This is a genomic window from Mycobacterium adipatum, assembly GCF_001644575.1.
Lineage (GTDB): Bacteria > Actinomycetota > Actinomycetes > Mycobacteriales > Mycobacteriaceae > Mycobacterium > Mycobacterium adipatum.
The window spans coordinates 2,852,401-2,868,231 of the sequence record NZ_CP015596.1 but is presented as its reverse complement, the minus strand read 5'-3'; the positions used below and the strand labels follow the sequence as shown (position 1 = coordinate 2,868,231).

General features: G+C 69.7%; 17 protein-coding genes. 8 read left to right on the top strand and 9 right to left on the bottom strand.

The features are described from left to right. Nucleotides 1–158 precede the first annotated feature (158 nt). A complete protein-coding gene (locus A7U43_RS13610; RefSeq protein WP_197500007.1) occupies nucleotides 159–593 on the top strand; it encodes a mycothiol transferase in 435 nt (144 codons plus the stop codon). Here the strand turns inward: A7U43_RS13610 and A7U43_RS13605 are convergent. The 4 genes from A7U43_RS13605 to ctaC form a co-directional block, all read right to left on the bottom strand. After that, nucleotides 590–1,225 (bottom strand): DUF2561 family protein, encoded by a 636-nt coding sequence (locus A7U43_RS13605; protein WP_067995986.1) that lies wholly within the window; start codon nucleotides 1,223–1,225, stop codon nucleotides 590–592. The genes A7U43_RS13610 and A7U43_RS13605 overlap by 4 nt on opposite strands. Further along, nucleotides 1,225–2,052 carry an MmpS family transport accessory protein gene (locus tag A7U43_RS13600; RefSeq protein WP_067995980.1) on the bottom strand — a complete coding sequence of 276 codons (828 nt, stop codon included), beginning with the start codon at nucleotides 2,050–2,052 and terminating at the stop codon, nucleotides 1,225–1,227. Before A7U43_RS13600 ends, A7U43_RS13605 begins: the two co-directional genes overlap by 1 nt. Before the next feature lie 130 nt (nucleotides 2,053–2,182). Then, nucleotides 2,183–2,602, bottom strand: coding sequence for a cytochrome c oxidase subunit 4 (locus A7U43_RS13595; RefSeq protein ID WP_067995978.1), 420 nt, complete (start codon nucleotides 2,600–2,602; stop codon nucleotides 2,183–2,185). 9 nt (nucleotides 2,603–2,611) lie between these two features. Beyond that, a complete protein-coding gene (gene ctaC / locus A7U43_RS13590; protein WP_067995974.1) occupies nucleotides 2,612–3,646 on the bottom strand; it encodes an aa3-type cytochrome oxidase subunit II in 1,035 nt (344 codons plus the stop codon). A gap of 126 nt (nucleotides 3,647–3,772) precedes the next feature. Between ctaC and asnB the strand changes: the two genes are divergently transcribed. Then, nucleotides 3,773–5,704: an asparagine synthase (glutamine-hydrolyzing) gene (gene asnB, locus A7U43_RS13585; protein WP_067995970.1), complete on the top strand. Its 1,932-nt coding sequence runs from the start codon at nucleotides 3,773–3,775 to the stop codon at nucleotides 5,702–5,704. A gap of 13 nt (nucleotides 5,705–5,717) precedes the next feature. Here asnB and A7U43_RS13580 read toward each other — a convergent pair whose 3' ends face one another. Next, complete coding sequence (locus A7U43_RS13580; protein ID WP_067995968.1) at nucleotides 5,718–6,704, bottom strand: carbohydrate kinase family protein; 987 nt, start codon at nucleotides 6,702–6,704, stop codon at nucleotides 5,718–5,720. 158 nt (nucleotides 6,705–6,862) lie between these two features. Here A7U43_RS13580 and A7U43_RS13575 point away from each other — a divergent pair, with 158 nt between their 5' ends. Further along, nucleotides 6,863–7,453 (top strand): Rv0361 family membrane protein, encoded by a 591-nt coding sequence (locus A7U43_RS13575; RefSeq protein ID WP_067995965.1) that lies wholly within the window; start codon nucleotides 6,863–6,865, stop codon nucleotides 7,451–7,453. A gap of 19 nt (nucleotides 7,454–7,472) precedes the next feature. Here the strand turns inward: A7U43_RS13575 and A7U43_RS13570 are convergent, their stop codons facing one another. Then, nucleotides 7,473–7,829: a HesB/IscA family protein gene (locus A7U43_RS13570; RefSeq protein ID WP_068002654.1), complete on the bottom strand. Its 357-nt coding sequence runs from the start codon at nucleotides 7,827–7,829 to the stop codon at nucleotides 7,473–7,475. A gap of 73 nt (nucleotides 7,830–7,902) precedes the next feature. Then, on the bottom strand, nucleotides 7,903–8,961 hold the full coding sequence (locus tag A7U43_RS13565; RefSeq protein WP_067995963.1) for a glycerate kinase family protein: 1,059 nt from the start codon (nucleotides 8,959–8,961) through the stop codon (nucleotides 7,903–7,905). Nucleotides 8,962–9,033: 72 nt separating this feature from the next. Between A7U43_RS13565 and A7U43_RS13560 the strand changes: the two genes are divergently transcribed. From A7U43_RS13560 to A7U43_RS13540, 5 genes are read left to right on the top strand one after another with little or no spacing between them, the layout of a single operon-like run. After that, nucleotides 9,034–9,696: a DUF3043 domain-containing protein gene (locus tag A7U43_RS13560; protein WP_068002650.1), complete on the top strand. Its 663-nt coding sequence runs from the start codon at nucleotides 9,034–9,036 to the stop codon at nucleotides 9,694–9,696. A gap of 10 nt (nucleotides 9,697–9,706) precedes the next feature. Continuing rightward, on the top strand, nucleotides 9,707–10,255 hold the full coding sequence (locus A7U43_RS13555) for a bifunctional adenosylcobinamide kinase/adenosylcobinamide-phosphate guanylyltransferase (protein WP_067995961.1): 549 nt from the start codon (nucleotides 9,707–9,709) through the stop codon (nucleotides 10,253–10,255). Next, nucleotides 10,252–11,298, top strand: coding sequence for a nicotinate-nucleotide--dimethylbenzimidazole phosphoribosyltransferase (gene cobT, locus A7U43_RS13550; protein WP_067995957.1), 1,047 nt, complete (start codon nucleotides 10,252–10,254; stop codon nucleotides 11,296–11,298). The genes A7U43_RS13555 and cobT overlap by 4 nt, the downstream gene beginning before the upstream one ends. Before the next feature lie 10 nt (nucleotides 11,299–11,308). Beyond that, nucleotides 11,309–12,031, top strand: coding sequence for an adenosylcobinamide-GDP ribazoletransferase (locus A7U43_RS13545; protein WP_067995954.1), 723 nt, complete (start codon nucleotides 11,309–11,311; stop codon nucleotides 12,029–12,031). Nucleotides 12,032–12,041: 10 nt separating this feature from the next. After that, nucleotides 12,042–13,442 carry a protein adenylyltransferase SelO gene (locus A7U43_RS13540; protein ID WP_067995952.1) on the top strand — a complete coding sequence of 467 codons (1,401 nt, stop codon included), beginning with the start codon at nucleotides 12,042–12,044 and terminating at the stop codon, nucleotides 13,440–13,442. 151 nt (nucleotides 13,443–13,593) lie between these two features. Here A7U43_RS13540 and A7U43_RS13535 read toward each other — a convergent pair whose 3' ends face one another. Continuing rightward, a complete protein-coding gene (locus A7U43_RS13535; RefSeq protein ID WP_067995949.1) occupies nucleotides 13,594–14,700 on the bottom strand; it encodes a branched-chain amino acid aminotransferase in 1,107 nt (368 codons plus the stop codon). Nucleotides 14,701–14,723: 23 nt separating this feature from the next. After that, nucleotides 14,724–15,821, bottom strand: a complete 1,098-nt coding sequence (gene gcvT / locus A7U43_RS13530) for a glycine cleavage system aminomethyltransferase GcvT (RefSeq protein ID WP_068002647.1) — start codon at nucleotides 15,819–15,821, stop codon at nucleotides 14,724–14,726. Between the last annotated feature and the right edge of the window lie 10 nt (nucleotides 15,822–15,831).

Below are 15,831 nucleotides of genomic sequence, written 5' to 3'. Positions count from 1 at the left end.
CACCCACATGGACGCTGATCCGCCGGCCGATCCGCCGTGGGAGCCTCCACTGGCCGGTACCGAGGAGCAGCATCTGCTCGCGGCGCTGGACCGGCTGCGGATGACGTTCCGCTGGAAGGCCGATGGGCTCGACAGCGCCGCACTGCAGACCCGGGTGGGTGCCTCGGACGCTGACACTCGGCGGGCTGCTCAAGCACCTCGCGCGCGCCGAGGCCCAGCGTTTCGGCCCCGACCTCGACGATTCGGCGATGGGCGAGCCGTGGGACACCGCCGACTGGGACGCCGACCCGGACTGGGATTTCACCTCGGCTGCCCACGACACCCCCGCGCAGCTCTACTCGCTGTGGGACGGCACCGTGGCGCGTTCCCGGGCCAGGCTGACCGCGGCGCTGGCCGACGGCGGCCTCGATCAACTGGTGTGCATCGCCTGGCCGGACGGGCAACGGGCGAGCCTGCGGCGCAGCCTGTGTGACCTCATCGAGGAATACGGACGGCACACCGGCCACGCCGATCTGCTGCGGGAGGCGGTGGACGGACGGGTCGGTGAGGACCCACCGTTGCGGTGGCGCCCGCTGCCGGGAGGACCGAACTAGTCGGTGCCCACCACGTTCTTCAACTCGCGCAGGAAGAACCAGGGCAGCACCGGCATCGCCACGGTGATGATGCCGGCGATGATGTAGAACGCCACCGCGGCGCTACCGCTGTCGCCGGCGGTCAGGTAGGTGGCCACACCCACGGCGAGCGTGCCCGCCCCGACGGCACATGCGATCGACAGCCCGAAGCGCGCGTACACCTGGTCGACCACCGCCGGCAGGGCGGCGGCCCCCCGGGCGGGGGTGTCCGAGACGGGTTCGACCTGCCTGCGCCGGGCGTCGCGGGGCGGTATGGCGGCGATGTCGTCGACAACCGAGCCTGAGCCCGGGGTGAAGGACCGGTGACCGCTCTGCCGGCGGGCGCGCACCAGCAGCGGGATCGCCACCACGATGACGGCCGCCGAGATGCCGATCACGGTGTAGAGCACCCAGGGGGTGTCCGAACCGGATGCCTCGGAGAGTTCGGCGCGCACGGTGCCGCGGCCGCTGGCCAGGTCCACCAGCGACACGGTGGCGGCCACCGCGGCGCCCAGCGCTGCCAGCCAGATGACGGCACACGCCGCCATCAGGATGCGCTCCAGGTTCTCCGGACCGGACAGGGTACGTCGAGCAAACTCGGTGTCTTTGAGCATCAGCAACTTGTCTGTGCGGCGTTACCGGTGTTGGACGACAGCACGGTGCCATCGCTTGTGGTGATCGAGCAGTTCAGCCGGCTGACCAAGAACAAGCTCGACGCCTGGACCGAACCGACCTCGGACTGCGAGATCGGTGTGACGGTCAGCGACCACGGAATGTAGACGTTGCGCTGGGTGCGACTACGCCCGGACGCGTCGATATAGGTGACGGTGATGATGTCGCCAGGAGCCTTGGTGCCGGTGACCGAGTACGTCACCTGGCGGGGGCCGGGGGGCCGGGTGGTCGTCGGCGGGGGCGGCGGCGCCTCGGAGGTGGTGGCCGGCGGCGGCGCGGGCTCCTCGGTCGGCGGCGGCGGTGGCGGTGGCGGTTCCTGGGTCACCGTCACGGTCTCCGGCGGCGGGGGCGGCGCCTCGGTCGTCGGCGGCGGTGGGGGCGGCGGCTCACTGGTCGGCGGCGGGGGTGGCGTGGTGGTGATCGCGTCCTGCACCGGCGGTGCCGTCGTCGTCGAGGTGTCCGGTCCGGCCAGGCCGGTGTTGTCGGTCCGGGTCACCAGCAGCGCCACCGACGCGACCAGGGCGACGGCGGCGACGATGGCCACCACCCCGACGACCCACGGCCATTTGGGCGGGACATCCTGCTCGGGGTCGACGGGCGCGTAGTTGTCGTAGTCGTACAACGCCGGGTCCGGCGGTACGTACGGAGCGCTGGTGAACTGCTCGGACTCCGGCGCGGAGTACGCCCGGGATTGGATGTCGGTCTCGTCGGCGCGGGACCCGCGATCCTTGTCCGCACCTGGAGACTCCGGTCCTGAAGGCCCGCTCATCTGCAACTAAACCTCGGCCTATCCTTCTCGACTGCTGCCTCGGCAACACTACCCAACCAGGCTACGGCGGGGACCACGCCACGGCGCCACGTCAGGAACTGACGCACGGTTGTGACCTGGCAGAAGTACGTCAGTGCTTCTCGGGGCCGACGTAGTACTCGAAGACCAGGCCGGCGGCCGAGGCCAGCACGAAGCAGATGCCGGCGACGATCAGCCAGGGCAGCCACAGGGCGGCACCGACGGCCGCGGTGGAGAAGGACAGTGCGACCAGGATCGGCCACCAGCTGTGCGGGCTGTAGAAGCCCAGCTCGCCGGCGCCGTCGCTGATCTCGGCGTCCTCGTAGTCTTCGGGCCGGGTGTCCAGACGCCGTGCGACGAAGCGGAAGAAGGTCCCGGCGATCAGGGTCAACCCGGTGGTGAGCACGAGCGCGGTGGTGCCCGCCCACTCGATCCCCCCGGGGGAGAACATCGCGGTCAGCACGCCGTACACGACGGATGCCAGCAGGAAGAACGCGGTCAGGAATTCGAACAACCGGGCTTCGATATGCATGAGTCGTCCTTACTTGCTCGCCTGGGCGGGAACGCCGACCTGCTCGCCACGACGGGTATCGAACGGCGCGGTGGTGGTGGCCAGCGGAGCCTGGTTGATGGCCTCCAGCGCCTGGGCGTTGGTCAGACCGTTGGACCGGGCATCCAGGTAGGCCTTGAAATCGTTGGGCTCCACGACGCGCACCTCGAAGTTCATCATCGAGTGGTACGTACCGCACATCTCCGTGCAGCGGCCGACGAAGGCGCCGGTCTGCTCGATCTCACTGACCTGGAACACGTTGTCGGAGTTGTTCTCCTTGGGGTTGGGCAGCACGTCCCGCTTGAACAGGAACTCCGGCACCCAGAAACCGTGGATGACATCCGCCGAGGCGATCTCGAACTCGATGCGTTTGCCCTTGGGCAGCACCAGGATCGGGATCTCGGTGGAGGTGCCCACCGTCTCGATCTTGTCGAAGTTCAGGTAGGTGCGGTCCTCGGAGTTCTTGCCCGCGATGGGGCCGACCTGCTCGATACCGTGCTCGTCGACGCCCTCGGGGACCGAAGCCATGGCCGCCTTGCGCGCGTCGTCGACACCGTCGTAGGACAGTGTCCCGTCGCTGAATTCGACCTTCTGATACCCGAACTTCCAGTTCCACTGGAAGGCGGTGACGTCGATGACGACCTCGGGATTGGGGTCCTTGTGCAGCATCCGCTCCTGCACGACCACGGTGAAGTAGAACAGCACCGAGATGATCAAGAACGGCACCACGGTGAGGACCAGTTCCAGCGGCATGTTGTAGCCGAACTGACGCGGCAGCTCGGTGTCGGTGGCCTTCTTGCGGTGGAATGCGCTGGTCCAGAAGATCAGCGCCCACACGATGCCACCGACGACGAACGACGCGATGACCGACCAGACCCACAGATCGCGGTTCAGGCGCGCCTCCGGGGTGATGCCCTCCGGCCAGCCCAGACCGAAGATCTCCTGGTAGCTGCAACCGCTGAGCAGGATGGCCGCGCCACCCAGAACCACTGACAACGCCACCAAACGGTACCCGCGAGCGGTCACGTTGGCGCCTCCTAAATGAAGTCGGTGAACCGCAGGGCGGTCGGTCAATCTTGGCGAATACTACGCAGCGTAGACCACGCCCGCCGGGTCGAGCGAAGCGACCGGGCGATTGGGCATACTGGCCCGGTGTGCGGACTGCTGGCGTATCTGACCGACCCGTCCGTCGAGACCTCCCCCGCGCTGGTCGACGCGGTGTCGGGAGCCTCGCATCTGATGCGTCACCGAGGTCCCGACGAGCCCGGGACCTGGTCGGACGGCGATATCGTGCTCGGGTTCAACCGACTCTCGATCATCGATATCGCGCACAGCCATCAACCGCTGCGCTGGGGCCCGGCGGACGCGCCGGACCGGTACGCGCTGGTGTTCAACGGCGAGATCTACAACTACCTGGAGTTGCGGGAGGCCCTGCGCGCCGAGCACGGCGCGGTGTTTCACACCGACGGTGACGGTGAGGCGATCGTCGCGGGCTTCCACTTCTGGGGCACCGATGTGCTGACCCGGTTGCGCGGCATGTTCGCGTTCGCACTGTGGGACACCCAGGCCGGCGAGCTGCTGTGCGCGCGGGACCCGTTCGGGATCAAGCCGCTGTACCTGGCCACCGGCCCGGGCGGCATCGTGGTGGGCAGCGAGAAGAAGTGCATCCTCGACCTCGCCGCGACGACCGGGGTGGACCTGGGCATCGATGCGCGCGCACTGCAGCACTACATCGTGCTGCAGTACGTGCCCGAACCCGAAACCCTGCAGCGCGGCGTCCGCCGGCTGGAATCGGGCAGTTATGCCCGGATCCGCCCGGGCCAGGCGCCGGAGGTCACCCGCTACTTCGAGCCGAAGTTCACCCCTGTCGCATTCAAGGCGGGCGCCGAGCAGGCCCGCTATGACGAGATCACCGCGGTGCTGGAGGACTCCGTCGCCAAGCACATGCGCGCCGATGTCACCGTCGGCGCGTTCCTGTCCGGCGGTATCGACTCCACCGCCATCGCGGCGCTGGCCATGCGGCACAACCCGCGCCTGGTCACCTTCACGACGGGCTTCGAACGGGAGGGGTTCTCCGAGGTCGACGTCGCCGTGGAGTCGGCGAAGGCGATCGGCGCACGGCACGTCACCAAGGTGGTCAGCGCCGCCGAGTTCGTCGCCGCGCTGCCCGAGATCGTGTGGTACCTCGACGAACCGGTCGCCGACCCCGCATTGGTACCGCTGTTCTTCATCGCCCGCGAGGCCCGCAAGCACGTCAAGGTGGTGCTCTCCGGCGAGGGCGCCGACGAATTGTTCGGCGGCTACACCATCTATCGGGAGCCGTTGTCGCTGAAGGCCTTCGACTACCTACCCAAACCGGTGCGACGCTCGTTGGGCAAGGCGTCGCAGCCGCTGCCCGAGGGGATGCGCGGTAAGAGTCTGCTGCATCGCGGGTCGCTGACCCTGCAGGAGCGCTACTACGGCAACGCCCGCAGTTTCTCCGATGCGCAGCTGCGGGCGGTACTGCCCGGGTTCCGCCCGGAGTGGACGCACACCGACGTGACGGCGCCGCTGTACGCGGCGTCCGACGGCTGGGATCCGGTGGCCCGCATGCAGCATGTGGACCTGTTCACCTGGTTACGCGGCGACATCCTGGTCAAGGCCGACAAGATGACGATGGCCAATTCACTGGAGCTGCGGGTGCCGTTCCTGGATCCCGAGGTGTTCGCGGTGGCCTCGCGGCTGCCCTACGACCAGAAGATCACCCGGACCACCACCAAGTACGCGCTGCGCCGCGCGCTGGAACCGATCGTGCCCGCGCACGTGCTCAACCGGCCCAAACTGGGTTTCCCGGTGCCCATCCGGCATTGGCTCAAGGCCGGTGAGTTGCTCGACTGGGCGCACGCGACGGTCGCGGCATCACAGGCCGGTGAGCTGATCGATCTGAACGCGGTCCGCACCATGCTCGACGAGCACCGCGTCGGCGCGAGCGATCACAGCCGTCGGTTGTGGACGGTGCTGATCTTCATGTTGTGGCACGCCATATTCATCGATGGCAGCGTCACACCGCAGATCAGCGAACCGAGCTACCCCGTGCAACTCTGACCCGCACCCGGCGTCAGCCGAGGCCGGCGCCCAGCGCCTTCGCGATCTCGGCGCCGGCTTCTTCGCCATAGGCGCCGCTCAGTCGGGTGACGGCGGCGTCGCGGTCCCAGGTCCACTCCTGCGGACCGGGGGCCTCCAACACCAGGGTGGCGACCATCGAGGCCAGCTGCGCCGAGCGCTCCAAGCTCAGTCCGGCCGCACGGCCGGTCAGGAAGCCGGCGCGGAAGGCATCGCCGATACCCGTCGGGTCGGCCTGGTGGGTTTCCGGGACGACGTCGACGTGTACGAAGGTGCCGTCGCGGCCCACGATGTCGACGCCCTTCTCACCGAGGGTGGTGATGCGCAGCTCGATCTTGCTCATCACCTGCGCCTCGGACAGCCCGGACTTCTGCAGCAGCAGGTCCCATTCGTAGTCGTTGGTGAACAGGTAGGCGGCGCCGTCGATGAGCCGGCGGATCTCGTCGCCGGAGAGGCGGGCCAGCTGCTGGGAGGGGTCGGCGGCGAACGCCAGGCCGAGCGCCCGGCACTCCTCGGTGTGCCGGAACATCGCATCCGGGTCATTGGCCCCGACGATCACCAGTTCCGGTGCGCCGCTGCGCTTCACGACGTCGGCGAGGTCGATGTTGCGCGCCTCGGACATGGCGCCGGGATAAAACGATGCCAGCTGGGCCATCACCTCGTCGGTGGTGCAGACGAACCGCGCGGTGTAGGCCGTCTCGGAGACCAGCACGTTGTCGGTGTTGACGCCGTGGTCGTCGAGCCACTGCCGGTACTCGCCGAAGTCCTTGCCGACCGCGCCGACCAGGGCCACATCGCCACCGAGCACACCGATGGCGAAGGCCATGTTGCCGGCGACGCCACCGCGGTGGATGACGAGGTCGTCGACCAGGAAGCTCAGCGAGACCTTCTGCAGGTGCTCGGGCAGCAGCTGCTCGGAGAACTTGCCGGGGAACTTCATCAGATGGTCGGTCGCAATCGAGCCGGTCACGGCAATGGTCACGGAATGTCGCCCTTCAATTCATCGCTTCGAGAACTTGTGTAGCTAGGCGAACACTACAGACGCGCGGGTGACGGCGCTTCGGCCCGAGGTGGCCGTGACGGTCGTGCGCTAGCCTGCATCTGAGCCCGCTCCCGCCCCGCCACCTGAGAAAGCACCCGATGTCCGGTCCCGTGCCGTACCCCGAATCCACTCCCCCGCAAGGGTTTCCGCCGTTCGCCGGCGCCTATCCGGGCGCCCTGCCGCCGCCGGTGCAGTACCCGAAGCGTTCACCGTGGCGGGTCATCGCCGCCGCCGGCGTCGCGGTGGCGGTCATCGCCGCCGCCGCCGTCGGTGCGGTGCTGGTGTTCTCCGGCGGGGACGACGCGCCGGTGGTGATGAACACCGAGAATGTGCGCCCCGCCATCCAGGGCTTCCTGGATGCGCTGACCGACGGTGATGACGAGGCGATCGCCCGGCACGCGCTGTGCGGGCTCTACGACGCGGTCGACGACCGCAATTCGGATCTGGCGCTGGCCGATCTGAGCTCGGACGCCTTCCGCAAGCAGTTCACCGAGGTCGAGGTGACTTCGGTGGACAAGGTGGTCCCGTGGTCGACGAATCAGGCCCAGGCACTGTTCACGATGACGGTAGTCGAACCGGGAACCGGCCGGGGATCCGCGGACGCCGGCACCGAGATACAGGTGGTGGCCCAGCTGTTGCAGTCGGACGACCAGATCCTGGTCTGTTCCTACGTGCAGCGCTCCAGCTGAGCCACCGTCCGGTACGGGATCAGTTGAACGAGTCGCCGCAGGCGCACGAGCCGGTGGCGTTCGGGTTGTCGATGGTGAAGCCCTGCTTCTCGATGGTGTCGACGAAGTCGATGGTGGCGCCCTGGATGTACGGCGCGCTCATCCGGTCCACGGTCAGCGCCACACCACCGAAGTCGGTGGTCAGGTCACCGTCGAGGGTGCGGTCGTCGAAGAACAGGTTGTAGCGCAGACCGGCGCAACCACCGGGCTGCACGGCGATCCGCAGCGCCAGGTCATCGCGACCCTCCTGGTCGAGCAGTGCCTTGGCCTTGCTGGCGGCCGCTTCGGTCAGCACCGCACCATGGGTTTCGGTGGTGGTGTCGTCCTGAATAGTCATTGCATTCTCCTGAAGTACCTGGAAGAGCCAGTGCATGCATGCGCGATGTTCTCAACGGTACCTTGTCGGCCCGCTATTCCCGAGCCGTCACGGTCCAATCGGCGGCGGTTTGCCGGGCCAGCCCGCGCAGCTGGGCCTCGGCATCGTCCATCGCCCGCTGCACGGACCCGGCGAAATCGGTGATCGAGTGGGCCGCGGCGATTCCCGCCGGTGCCAGCGCGGATGGCGCCAGGGTGACCTGCCCGGCAAGCACCAGCACCGGGATTGCGCGCCCGCGCGCCCCGCCGGCCAGCGCACTGACCACTTTTCCGTGCAAGGACTGATCGTCGAAACGGCCCTCGCCGGTGATGATGAGGTCCGCCCGGGCGATGTCGGTGGCCAGACCGGTGTGTTCGGCGATCACGGCCGCCCCCGGTTCACGGCGGCCGCCGAGCGCCAGCAGGGCCGCACCGATGCCACCGGCAGCCCCGGCCCCCGGCGACTCGGCGATACCGTCGCCGAGTTCGGCCGCCCAGGCGGTGAGCCGGGCCTCGAGCAGCTCCACGGTGGCCGGGTCGGCCCCCTTCTGCGGTCCGAACACCGCGGCGGCGCCCATCGGACCGAGTAGCGGGTGCTCGACGTCGCTGGCGGCGATCAGTTCGATCCCGGCCAGCCGGGTCCGTCCGGCCGCCAGACCGCCGAGCGCGTCCACGAGGCCGCGCCCGCCGTCGGTGCAGGAACTGCCGCCCAGACCGACCACGATCCGGCGCGCGCCGGCGTCCACGGCCGCGGCGATCAGCTCCCCCACACCCCCGCTGTGCGCGGCCACCGCGGTCTGCACCGTCGGCGGCCCGCCGAGCAACGTCAGACCGCAGGCCTGCGCGCATTCGATATAGGCGGTCTGGCCGTGCAGCACCCAGTGCGCGCTGACCCGGGCCTGCAGCGGGCCGCTGACCGTGCTGGTCTGCACCCCGCCCAGCCTGCTGGCCAGCACGTCGACGAACCCGGGGCCACCGTCGGATTGCGGTGCCAGCGTCAGCTCGTCGTCGCCGCGGGCCTGCTGCCAGCCGTCGGCGATGGCGTGGGCCGCCTGCACCGCAGTCAGGCTGTCTCCGTAGCAATCCGGCGCTATCAGCACTGCGAGGCCCGTCATTCCAGCAGCGTAGAGCCTGCGTTTCCGAGGTGCATGGCGGGCGGCCGCCGGCCGGGAAGTAATCTGGTCGGTGTGAATCTGCTCGGCCGCAAGAAGGACAATCCGCCCCCCGAGGATGACGAATCCACCGGCTCCCAGGGGGAAACCGGTGACGCCCGCGGGACCGCCCCGAAGGGCAGGCCGACTCCGAAACGCAGCGAGGCGGCCCGCCGTCGCGGCCCGGTCGCTCCGGCGCCGATGACCACCGCCGAGGCACGCAAACGTCGCAAAGAGGTCGGCGGCCGCAAGCTGACCAAGGAAGAGCGGCGCGCGCAGAAGCTGACCCGACGCGCCGATATGGCCGACCGTCGCGAAAAGATGATGGCCGGCGAGGACGCCTACCTGCTGCCCCGCGACAAGGGACCGGTCCGCCGCTACGCGCGTGACCTGGTCGACTCGCGGCGCAACCTGCTCGGGCTCTTCATGCCGATCGCGCTGGGTCTCATCCTGGTGACGCTGGCCGTCCCGTCCCCGGCGGTGCAGCAACCCCTGTCGTTCGCGATGCCGGTATTGCTGATCGTGATGGCGATCGACGGCGTGATCCTGGGCCGCTACGTCAACCGCCGGGTCGACGAACGTTTCCCGGACAACACCGAATCGGGCTGGAAGCTCGGCTTCTACGCGGGTAGCCGGGCGTCCCAGCTGCGCCGGATGCGCGCGCCGCGTCCGCAGGTCAACCGCGGCGACGACGTCTGAGCCGGGCGTAATGCCCCCTCGCGCCGCCCGCGCCGGGACGCGCACACTGGTGCTCGGTGGTATCCGCTCCGGCAAATCGCACCACGCGGAGAGCATCCTCGCCGAGGCGGCCGCCGTGCGCTATCTGGCCACCGGCCCCTCACCCGAGGGTGACGACGACTGGGCCGCCCGCGTCCACGCGCACCGAAGCCGCCGGCCGGCACACTGGTCGACGGTCGAAACCCCGGACGTTGCAGGGCAATTGCGAGCCGACGCAGCGACCGCCACGTTGGTCGACGATATCGGCGGCTGGCTGACCGCGGCGATGGACCGGGTATCGGCGTGGACCGGCGGATCGGTCACGGCCGAAACCGACGCCCTGCGCACGGCGGTCGACGCCTACCGCGGGCCGCTGGTGCTGGTGAGCCCGGAGGTCGGGCTGACGGTGGTGCCCGCGACCGCCGCCGGCCGGCTGTTCGCCGACGAACTGGGCACGTTGAATCAGCGACTGGCCGCGGTGTGCGACCGGGTCGTGTTGGTCATCGCCGGACAACCGGTGGCCGTGAAGGAGATCAGGTGAGTGCGTTCCCCGCGGTCGTCGGCCCGGACCCCGAAGCCGAGCGCGCCGCCCGGTCCCGACAGCAGACGCTGACCAAACCGCCCGGATCACTGGGACGGTTGGAGGACCTGTCGGTGTGGGTGGCGGCCTGCCAGGGCGTGTGCCCACCGCGGCAGTTCAGCCGCGCCCGGGTGGTCGTGTTCGCCGGCGATCACGGGGTGACCGCCGCGGGCGTGTCGGCCTTCCCGTCCGAGGTGACCGCGCAGATGGTCGCCAACTTCGACGCCGGCGGCGCCGCCATCAACGTGCTGGCAGAACTCGCCGGGGCCGGCGTTCGGGTGGCCGACATCGCGGTGGACGCCGCCCCCGCGGGCACCGCGATCGGTGCCCACAAGGTGCGCCGCGGTAGCGGCAACATCGCCGTCGAGGACGCCCTGAGCGCCGAGGAGGCACTGGCCGCCGTGCAGGCCGGGCGCAGCATCGCCGACGAGGAGGTCGACGGTGGCGCCGATCTGCTGATCGCGGGCGACATGGGCATCGGGAACACCACGCCGGCAACGACTTTGATCGCCGCACTGACCGGATCGGAACCCGTCGCGGTGATCGGACGCGGTACCGGTATCGACGATCTCGGGTGGGCGCGCAAGGCAACGGCGATTCGCGACGCGCTGTACCGGGCCCGCAGCGTCGTCGCCGATCCGTTGGCCCTGCTCCGGGTGTGCGGGGGCGCCGATCTGGCGGCCATGGCCGGTTTCCTGGCCCAGGCCGCGGTGCGGCGCACACCCGTGCTGCTCGACGGTGTGGTGGTGACCGCCGCCGCCCTGGTGGCCGAGGAGCTGGCCCCGGGCGCGCGGGCCTGGTGGCGCGCCGGGCACCGGTCGACCGAACCGGCGCACACGCTGGCCCTGCAACGACTGGACCTGGAGCCGATCGTCGATCTCGGCATGCACCTCGGCGAGGGCAGCGGCGCCGCGGTGGCGCTGCCGGTACTGCGCGCCGCGGTGGCCACCCTGGCGGCGATGGCGACCTTCGACGCGGCCGGCATCTCCACCGCACCGGCGTGACCGGGCCACGATGATCGGTTCGCTCGGTTCGGCTTTCGCGTTCGGCACCGTGCTGCCGGTGCGATCGGCGACCCCGTTCGGGCGCGGTGCGCTGACCGCCCTGCCGGTCGTCGGCGCCGTGCTGGGCGCGGCGGCCGCCGCGCTGGTGTGGGCGGGCGGGCACCTGTTCGGGCCGGGCGCACTGGCCGGTGTGCTGGCGGTCGCGGCGCTGTTGCTGCTCACCCGGGGCCTGCACATCGACGGGTTGTCCGACACCGTGGACGGGCTGGGCTGTTACGGGCCCGCCGAGCGCGCACTGGCGGTGATGCGTGGCGGGACCGCGGGCCCGTTCGGGGTGGCCGCCGTCGTCATCGCGATCGCCCTGCAGGGCTTGACGTTCGGCGTGCTGACGCCGGTCGCCATCGTGGTGGCGGTGCTGGCGGGGCGGGTGGCGGTGGTGTGGACCTGCCGTCGTTCGGTGCCGGCCGCACCGGGGAGCACGCTGGGCGCGCTGGTCGCCGGATCCCAGCCGATGTGGGTGGTCGCGATCTGGACCGTCGTGCTGGCCGGGGCGGCCGCATTCGCCACCCCGCGACCATGGCAGGGCCCACTGGTGGTGCTGGGCGCGTTGGGCCTGAGCGCGGCGCTGGTGGCGCACTGTGTCCGACGGTTCGGTGGGATCACCGGCGACGTATTGGGCGCATCCGTCGAGGTCACCACCACACTGACGGCGCTGGGACTGGCCATCAACTAGCGTCGGGGAGATGACCACGTCGACCGTCTCGCTGGGCAGCCGCTTCGCCACCGAGTTCCCCGAACTGGCGATCGGCTGGCAGGCGGAGACCCCGCCCCGACCCACCCTGCTCCTGCTCAATGAGCCCCTGGCACACGAACTCGGCCTCGACGCCGACTGGCTGCGCACCCCGGCCGGTATCGGCCTGCTCACCGGGACCACGTTGCCCGCCTCGGCCACACCCGTCGCCCAGGTCTACGCCGGTCACCAGTTCGGCGGACTGCAACCCCGCCTCGGCGATGGCCGGGCGCTGCTGCTCGGTGAGTTCGCCGACGGCCGCGACCTGCACCTGAAGGGATCGGGGCGCACGCCGCTGGCCCGCGGCGGTGACGGCCGCGCCGCGGTGGGGCCGATGGTGCGCGAATACCTGATCAGCGAGGCGATGCACGCGCTCGGGATTCCCACCACCCGTGCGCTGGCGGTGGTCGCCACCGGCGCGGCGGTGCAGCGCGAAACCGCGCTGCCCGGCGCGGTGCTGGCGCGGGTGGCGGCGAGCCACATCCGGGTCGGGAGTTTCCAGTACGCCGCGGCCACCGGAGACACGGGGCTGCTACGCCGGCTGGCCGACCATGCGATCGCCCGGCACCACCCGGGCTGCGTCGAGGCGGACAATCGCTACCTGGCGCTCTTCGACGCGGTGCTCACCGCCCAGGCCGAATTGGTGGCCCGCTGGATGCTGGTGGGCTTCGTGCACGGCGTGCTGAACACCGACAATGTGACGATCTCCGGGGAGACCATCGACTACGGACCGTGCGCGTTCATGGACACCTTCGATGCGGCCACGGTGTTCAGCTCGATCGACAGCTGGGGCCGTTACGCCTACGGCAACCAGCCGGCGATCACCGGCTGGAACCTGGCGCGGTTCGCCGAGACGCTGCTGCCGTTGCTCGACGAGGACTCCGATACCGCCATCGAGCTGGCCACCGCGGCGCTCGGCGAGTTCGCCCCCCGCTACCAGACGGCCTGGCGAACCGGCATGCGCGCCAAACTGGGACTGGCGCACGATAATCCAGACGATGCACTGGTCGACGAGTTGCCCGCGCTGATGACCGAACACCAGGTGGACTACACGTCGTTCTTCCGCGGTCTAGCCCGCGGGGACATACCGCTGGGGTACATGGAGTGGGTGCAGCGCTGGCGGAAGCACTCCCCGGACACCGCGGCGATGAACGCGGCGAACCCGGTGTACATCCCGCGCAACCATCTGGTCGAAGAGGCGTTGGCGGCCGCGACCGCGGGCGATATGGCACCGGCGGGCGCGCTCCTGGACGCGATCACCGATCCGTTCACCGAGCGGCCCGACCTGCAGCGCTACGCGCTGGCGGGCTCGGCGGACTTCGCTGCCGGTTACCGCACCTTCTGCGGCACCTAGGACTCTGGTGTACCTGGCTTCAGTCTCGTTGCCCTTATCGGCCACGCGGCTGAACTGGTGTAGGCCGCGAGCCGCTTTGGGCTACCTGGCTTCAGTCTCCGGGCATCCTGCTCGTCGAGACTGAAACCTGGTAGCTCCTCCCGGCGCGCCGCTAGTTGAGCCGGGCCATCCAGCCGTGCGTATCGGCGAAGGTGCCGCGCTGGATCCCGGTCAGGGTGTCGCGCAGCGCCATGGTGATCTCGCCAGGCTGGCCGTCGGCGATGGTGAACTCACCGTCACGGTGCTTGACGTGGGACACCGGGGTGATGACGGCGGCCGTACCGCACGCGAACACCTCGGTGATCTCACCCGCGGTGGCCTTCTTCTGCCACTCGTCGACATCGATCTTGCGTTCCTCGATGGCGAAGCCGGCATCGGTGGCCAACTGCAGCAACGAATTCCGGGTGATGCCGGGCAGCAGCGAGCCGGACAGCTCGGGGGTGACCAGGCGCGCCGACCCGCCGCTGCCGAACACGAAGAACAGGTTCATCCCGCCCATCTCTTCGACGTAGCGGCGTTCGATCGCGTCCAGCCACACCACCTGATCGCACCCCTGCTCGGCGGCCTGCGCCTGGGCCAGCAGCGAGGCCGCGTAGTTGCCGCCGAACTTCGCCGCCCCGGTGCCGCCCGGAGACGCGCGCACGTACTCGTTGGACAGCCACACACTGACCGGTTTGATGCCGCCCTTGAAGTACGCACCGGCGGGTGAACCGATGACCAGGTAGCGGTACTGCTCGGAGGGCCGCACGCCAAGGCCCGGTTCGGTGGCGATGACGAACGGACGCAGATACAGCGACTCCTCGCCGCCGGCGGCCGGCACCCACTGCTCGTCGACGGCGATCAGCTGGCGCAGCGACTCCAGGAACAGCTCGGTGGGCAGCTCCGGAATGGCCAGCCGGTGCGCCGAGGCCTGCAGCCGGGCGGCGTTGGCTTCCGGGCGGAACGACACGATGGAATCGTCGGACCACCGGTAGGCCTTCAGACCCTCGAAGATCTCCTGCGCGTAGTGCAGCACGATCGCCGACGGATCCAGCTCGATGGGGCCGTAGGGCAGCACCCGGGCGTCATGCCAACCGTCGGCGGTGGTGTAGCTCAGCGACACCATGTGGTCGGTGTGATAGCGGCCGAAACCCGGATCGGCCAGGATGCCGGCTCGTACTTCATCGCTTGCCGGAGACGGGTTGCGGGCAAGCGTGAATTCGAGGGGGCCGTCGGTCATGTGCCGATTGTATAACCCCCAGGCTAGCGAGTTTTCGCCTGTACAAAGGGTGGGCTAACCACCTCGCACTCCAGCGCCCGCCCACGGACATCGACGGTGACCGTCTGCCCATCCTCGATCGCGGCGGCGGTGTCGATCAGTGCCAGCGCGATGCCGACCTTCAGAGTGGGTGAGAACGTCCCCGAGGTGGTGACGCCCACCGGAGTCTCGCCATCGAGGACCGTCAGGTCGGCGCGCAGCACTCCCCTGCCCAGCGCCTTCAGCCCGCGCAGCAGCCGCCGCGGGCCGGCCTGCTTCTCGGCCAGCAGTGCGTCGCGGCCCCAGAACGCGTCCTTCTTCCAGCCCACCGCCCAGCCGGTGCGGGCCTGTAGCGGCGAGATCTCGAGGGAGAGTTCATGACCGTGCAGCGGGTAACCCATCTCGGTGCGCAGGGTGTCGCGGGCACCGAGGCCGGCCGGCTCACCACCGACGGCGCGCACCGCCTCGACCAGCGCGTCGAACACCGCGCCTGCGCGATCCCACGGCGGCAGCAGCTCGAAGCCGTGCTCACCGGTGTAGCCGGTGCGGCACACCCGGGTGGGCACACCGACCGCCTCCCCGTCGGCGAAACCCATGTAGTCCATCGTGGTGGGCAGCCCCAGGCCCGCGACGATCTCGCCGGCCTTGGGCCCCTGCACCGCCAGCACCGCATACGAGCGGTGCTCGTCGGTGATGGTCAGCCCGGCCGGGGCGAGGCGCTGCAGTTCGGCGACGACGGCGGCCGTGTTGGCGGCGTTGGGCACCAGGAAGATCTCGTCGTCGGCGACGTAGTAGGCGATCAGATCGTCGATGACGCCGCCGGCTTCGTTGCAGCACAACGTGTACTGCGCCTTGCCCGGCCCGATCCGGTCGAGGTCGTTGGTGAATGCGCTGTTGACGAAGGCCGCCGCACCCGGGCCCGCCACCTTGGCCTTGCCCAGGTGACTGACGTCGAACAGGCCGACGGTGGTGCGGGTGGCGGTGTGCTCGGCGACGGTTCCCGCATACGACACCGGCATCAGCCAGCCGCCGAACTCGGCGAAGTTGGCGCCCAGTGCGCGGTGTTGTTCTTCCAGCGGGCCGTGCAGCAGGTTGTCACTCACGAACACACCC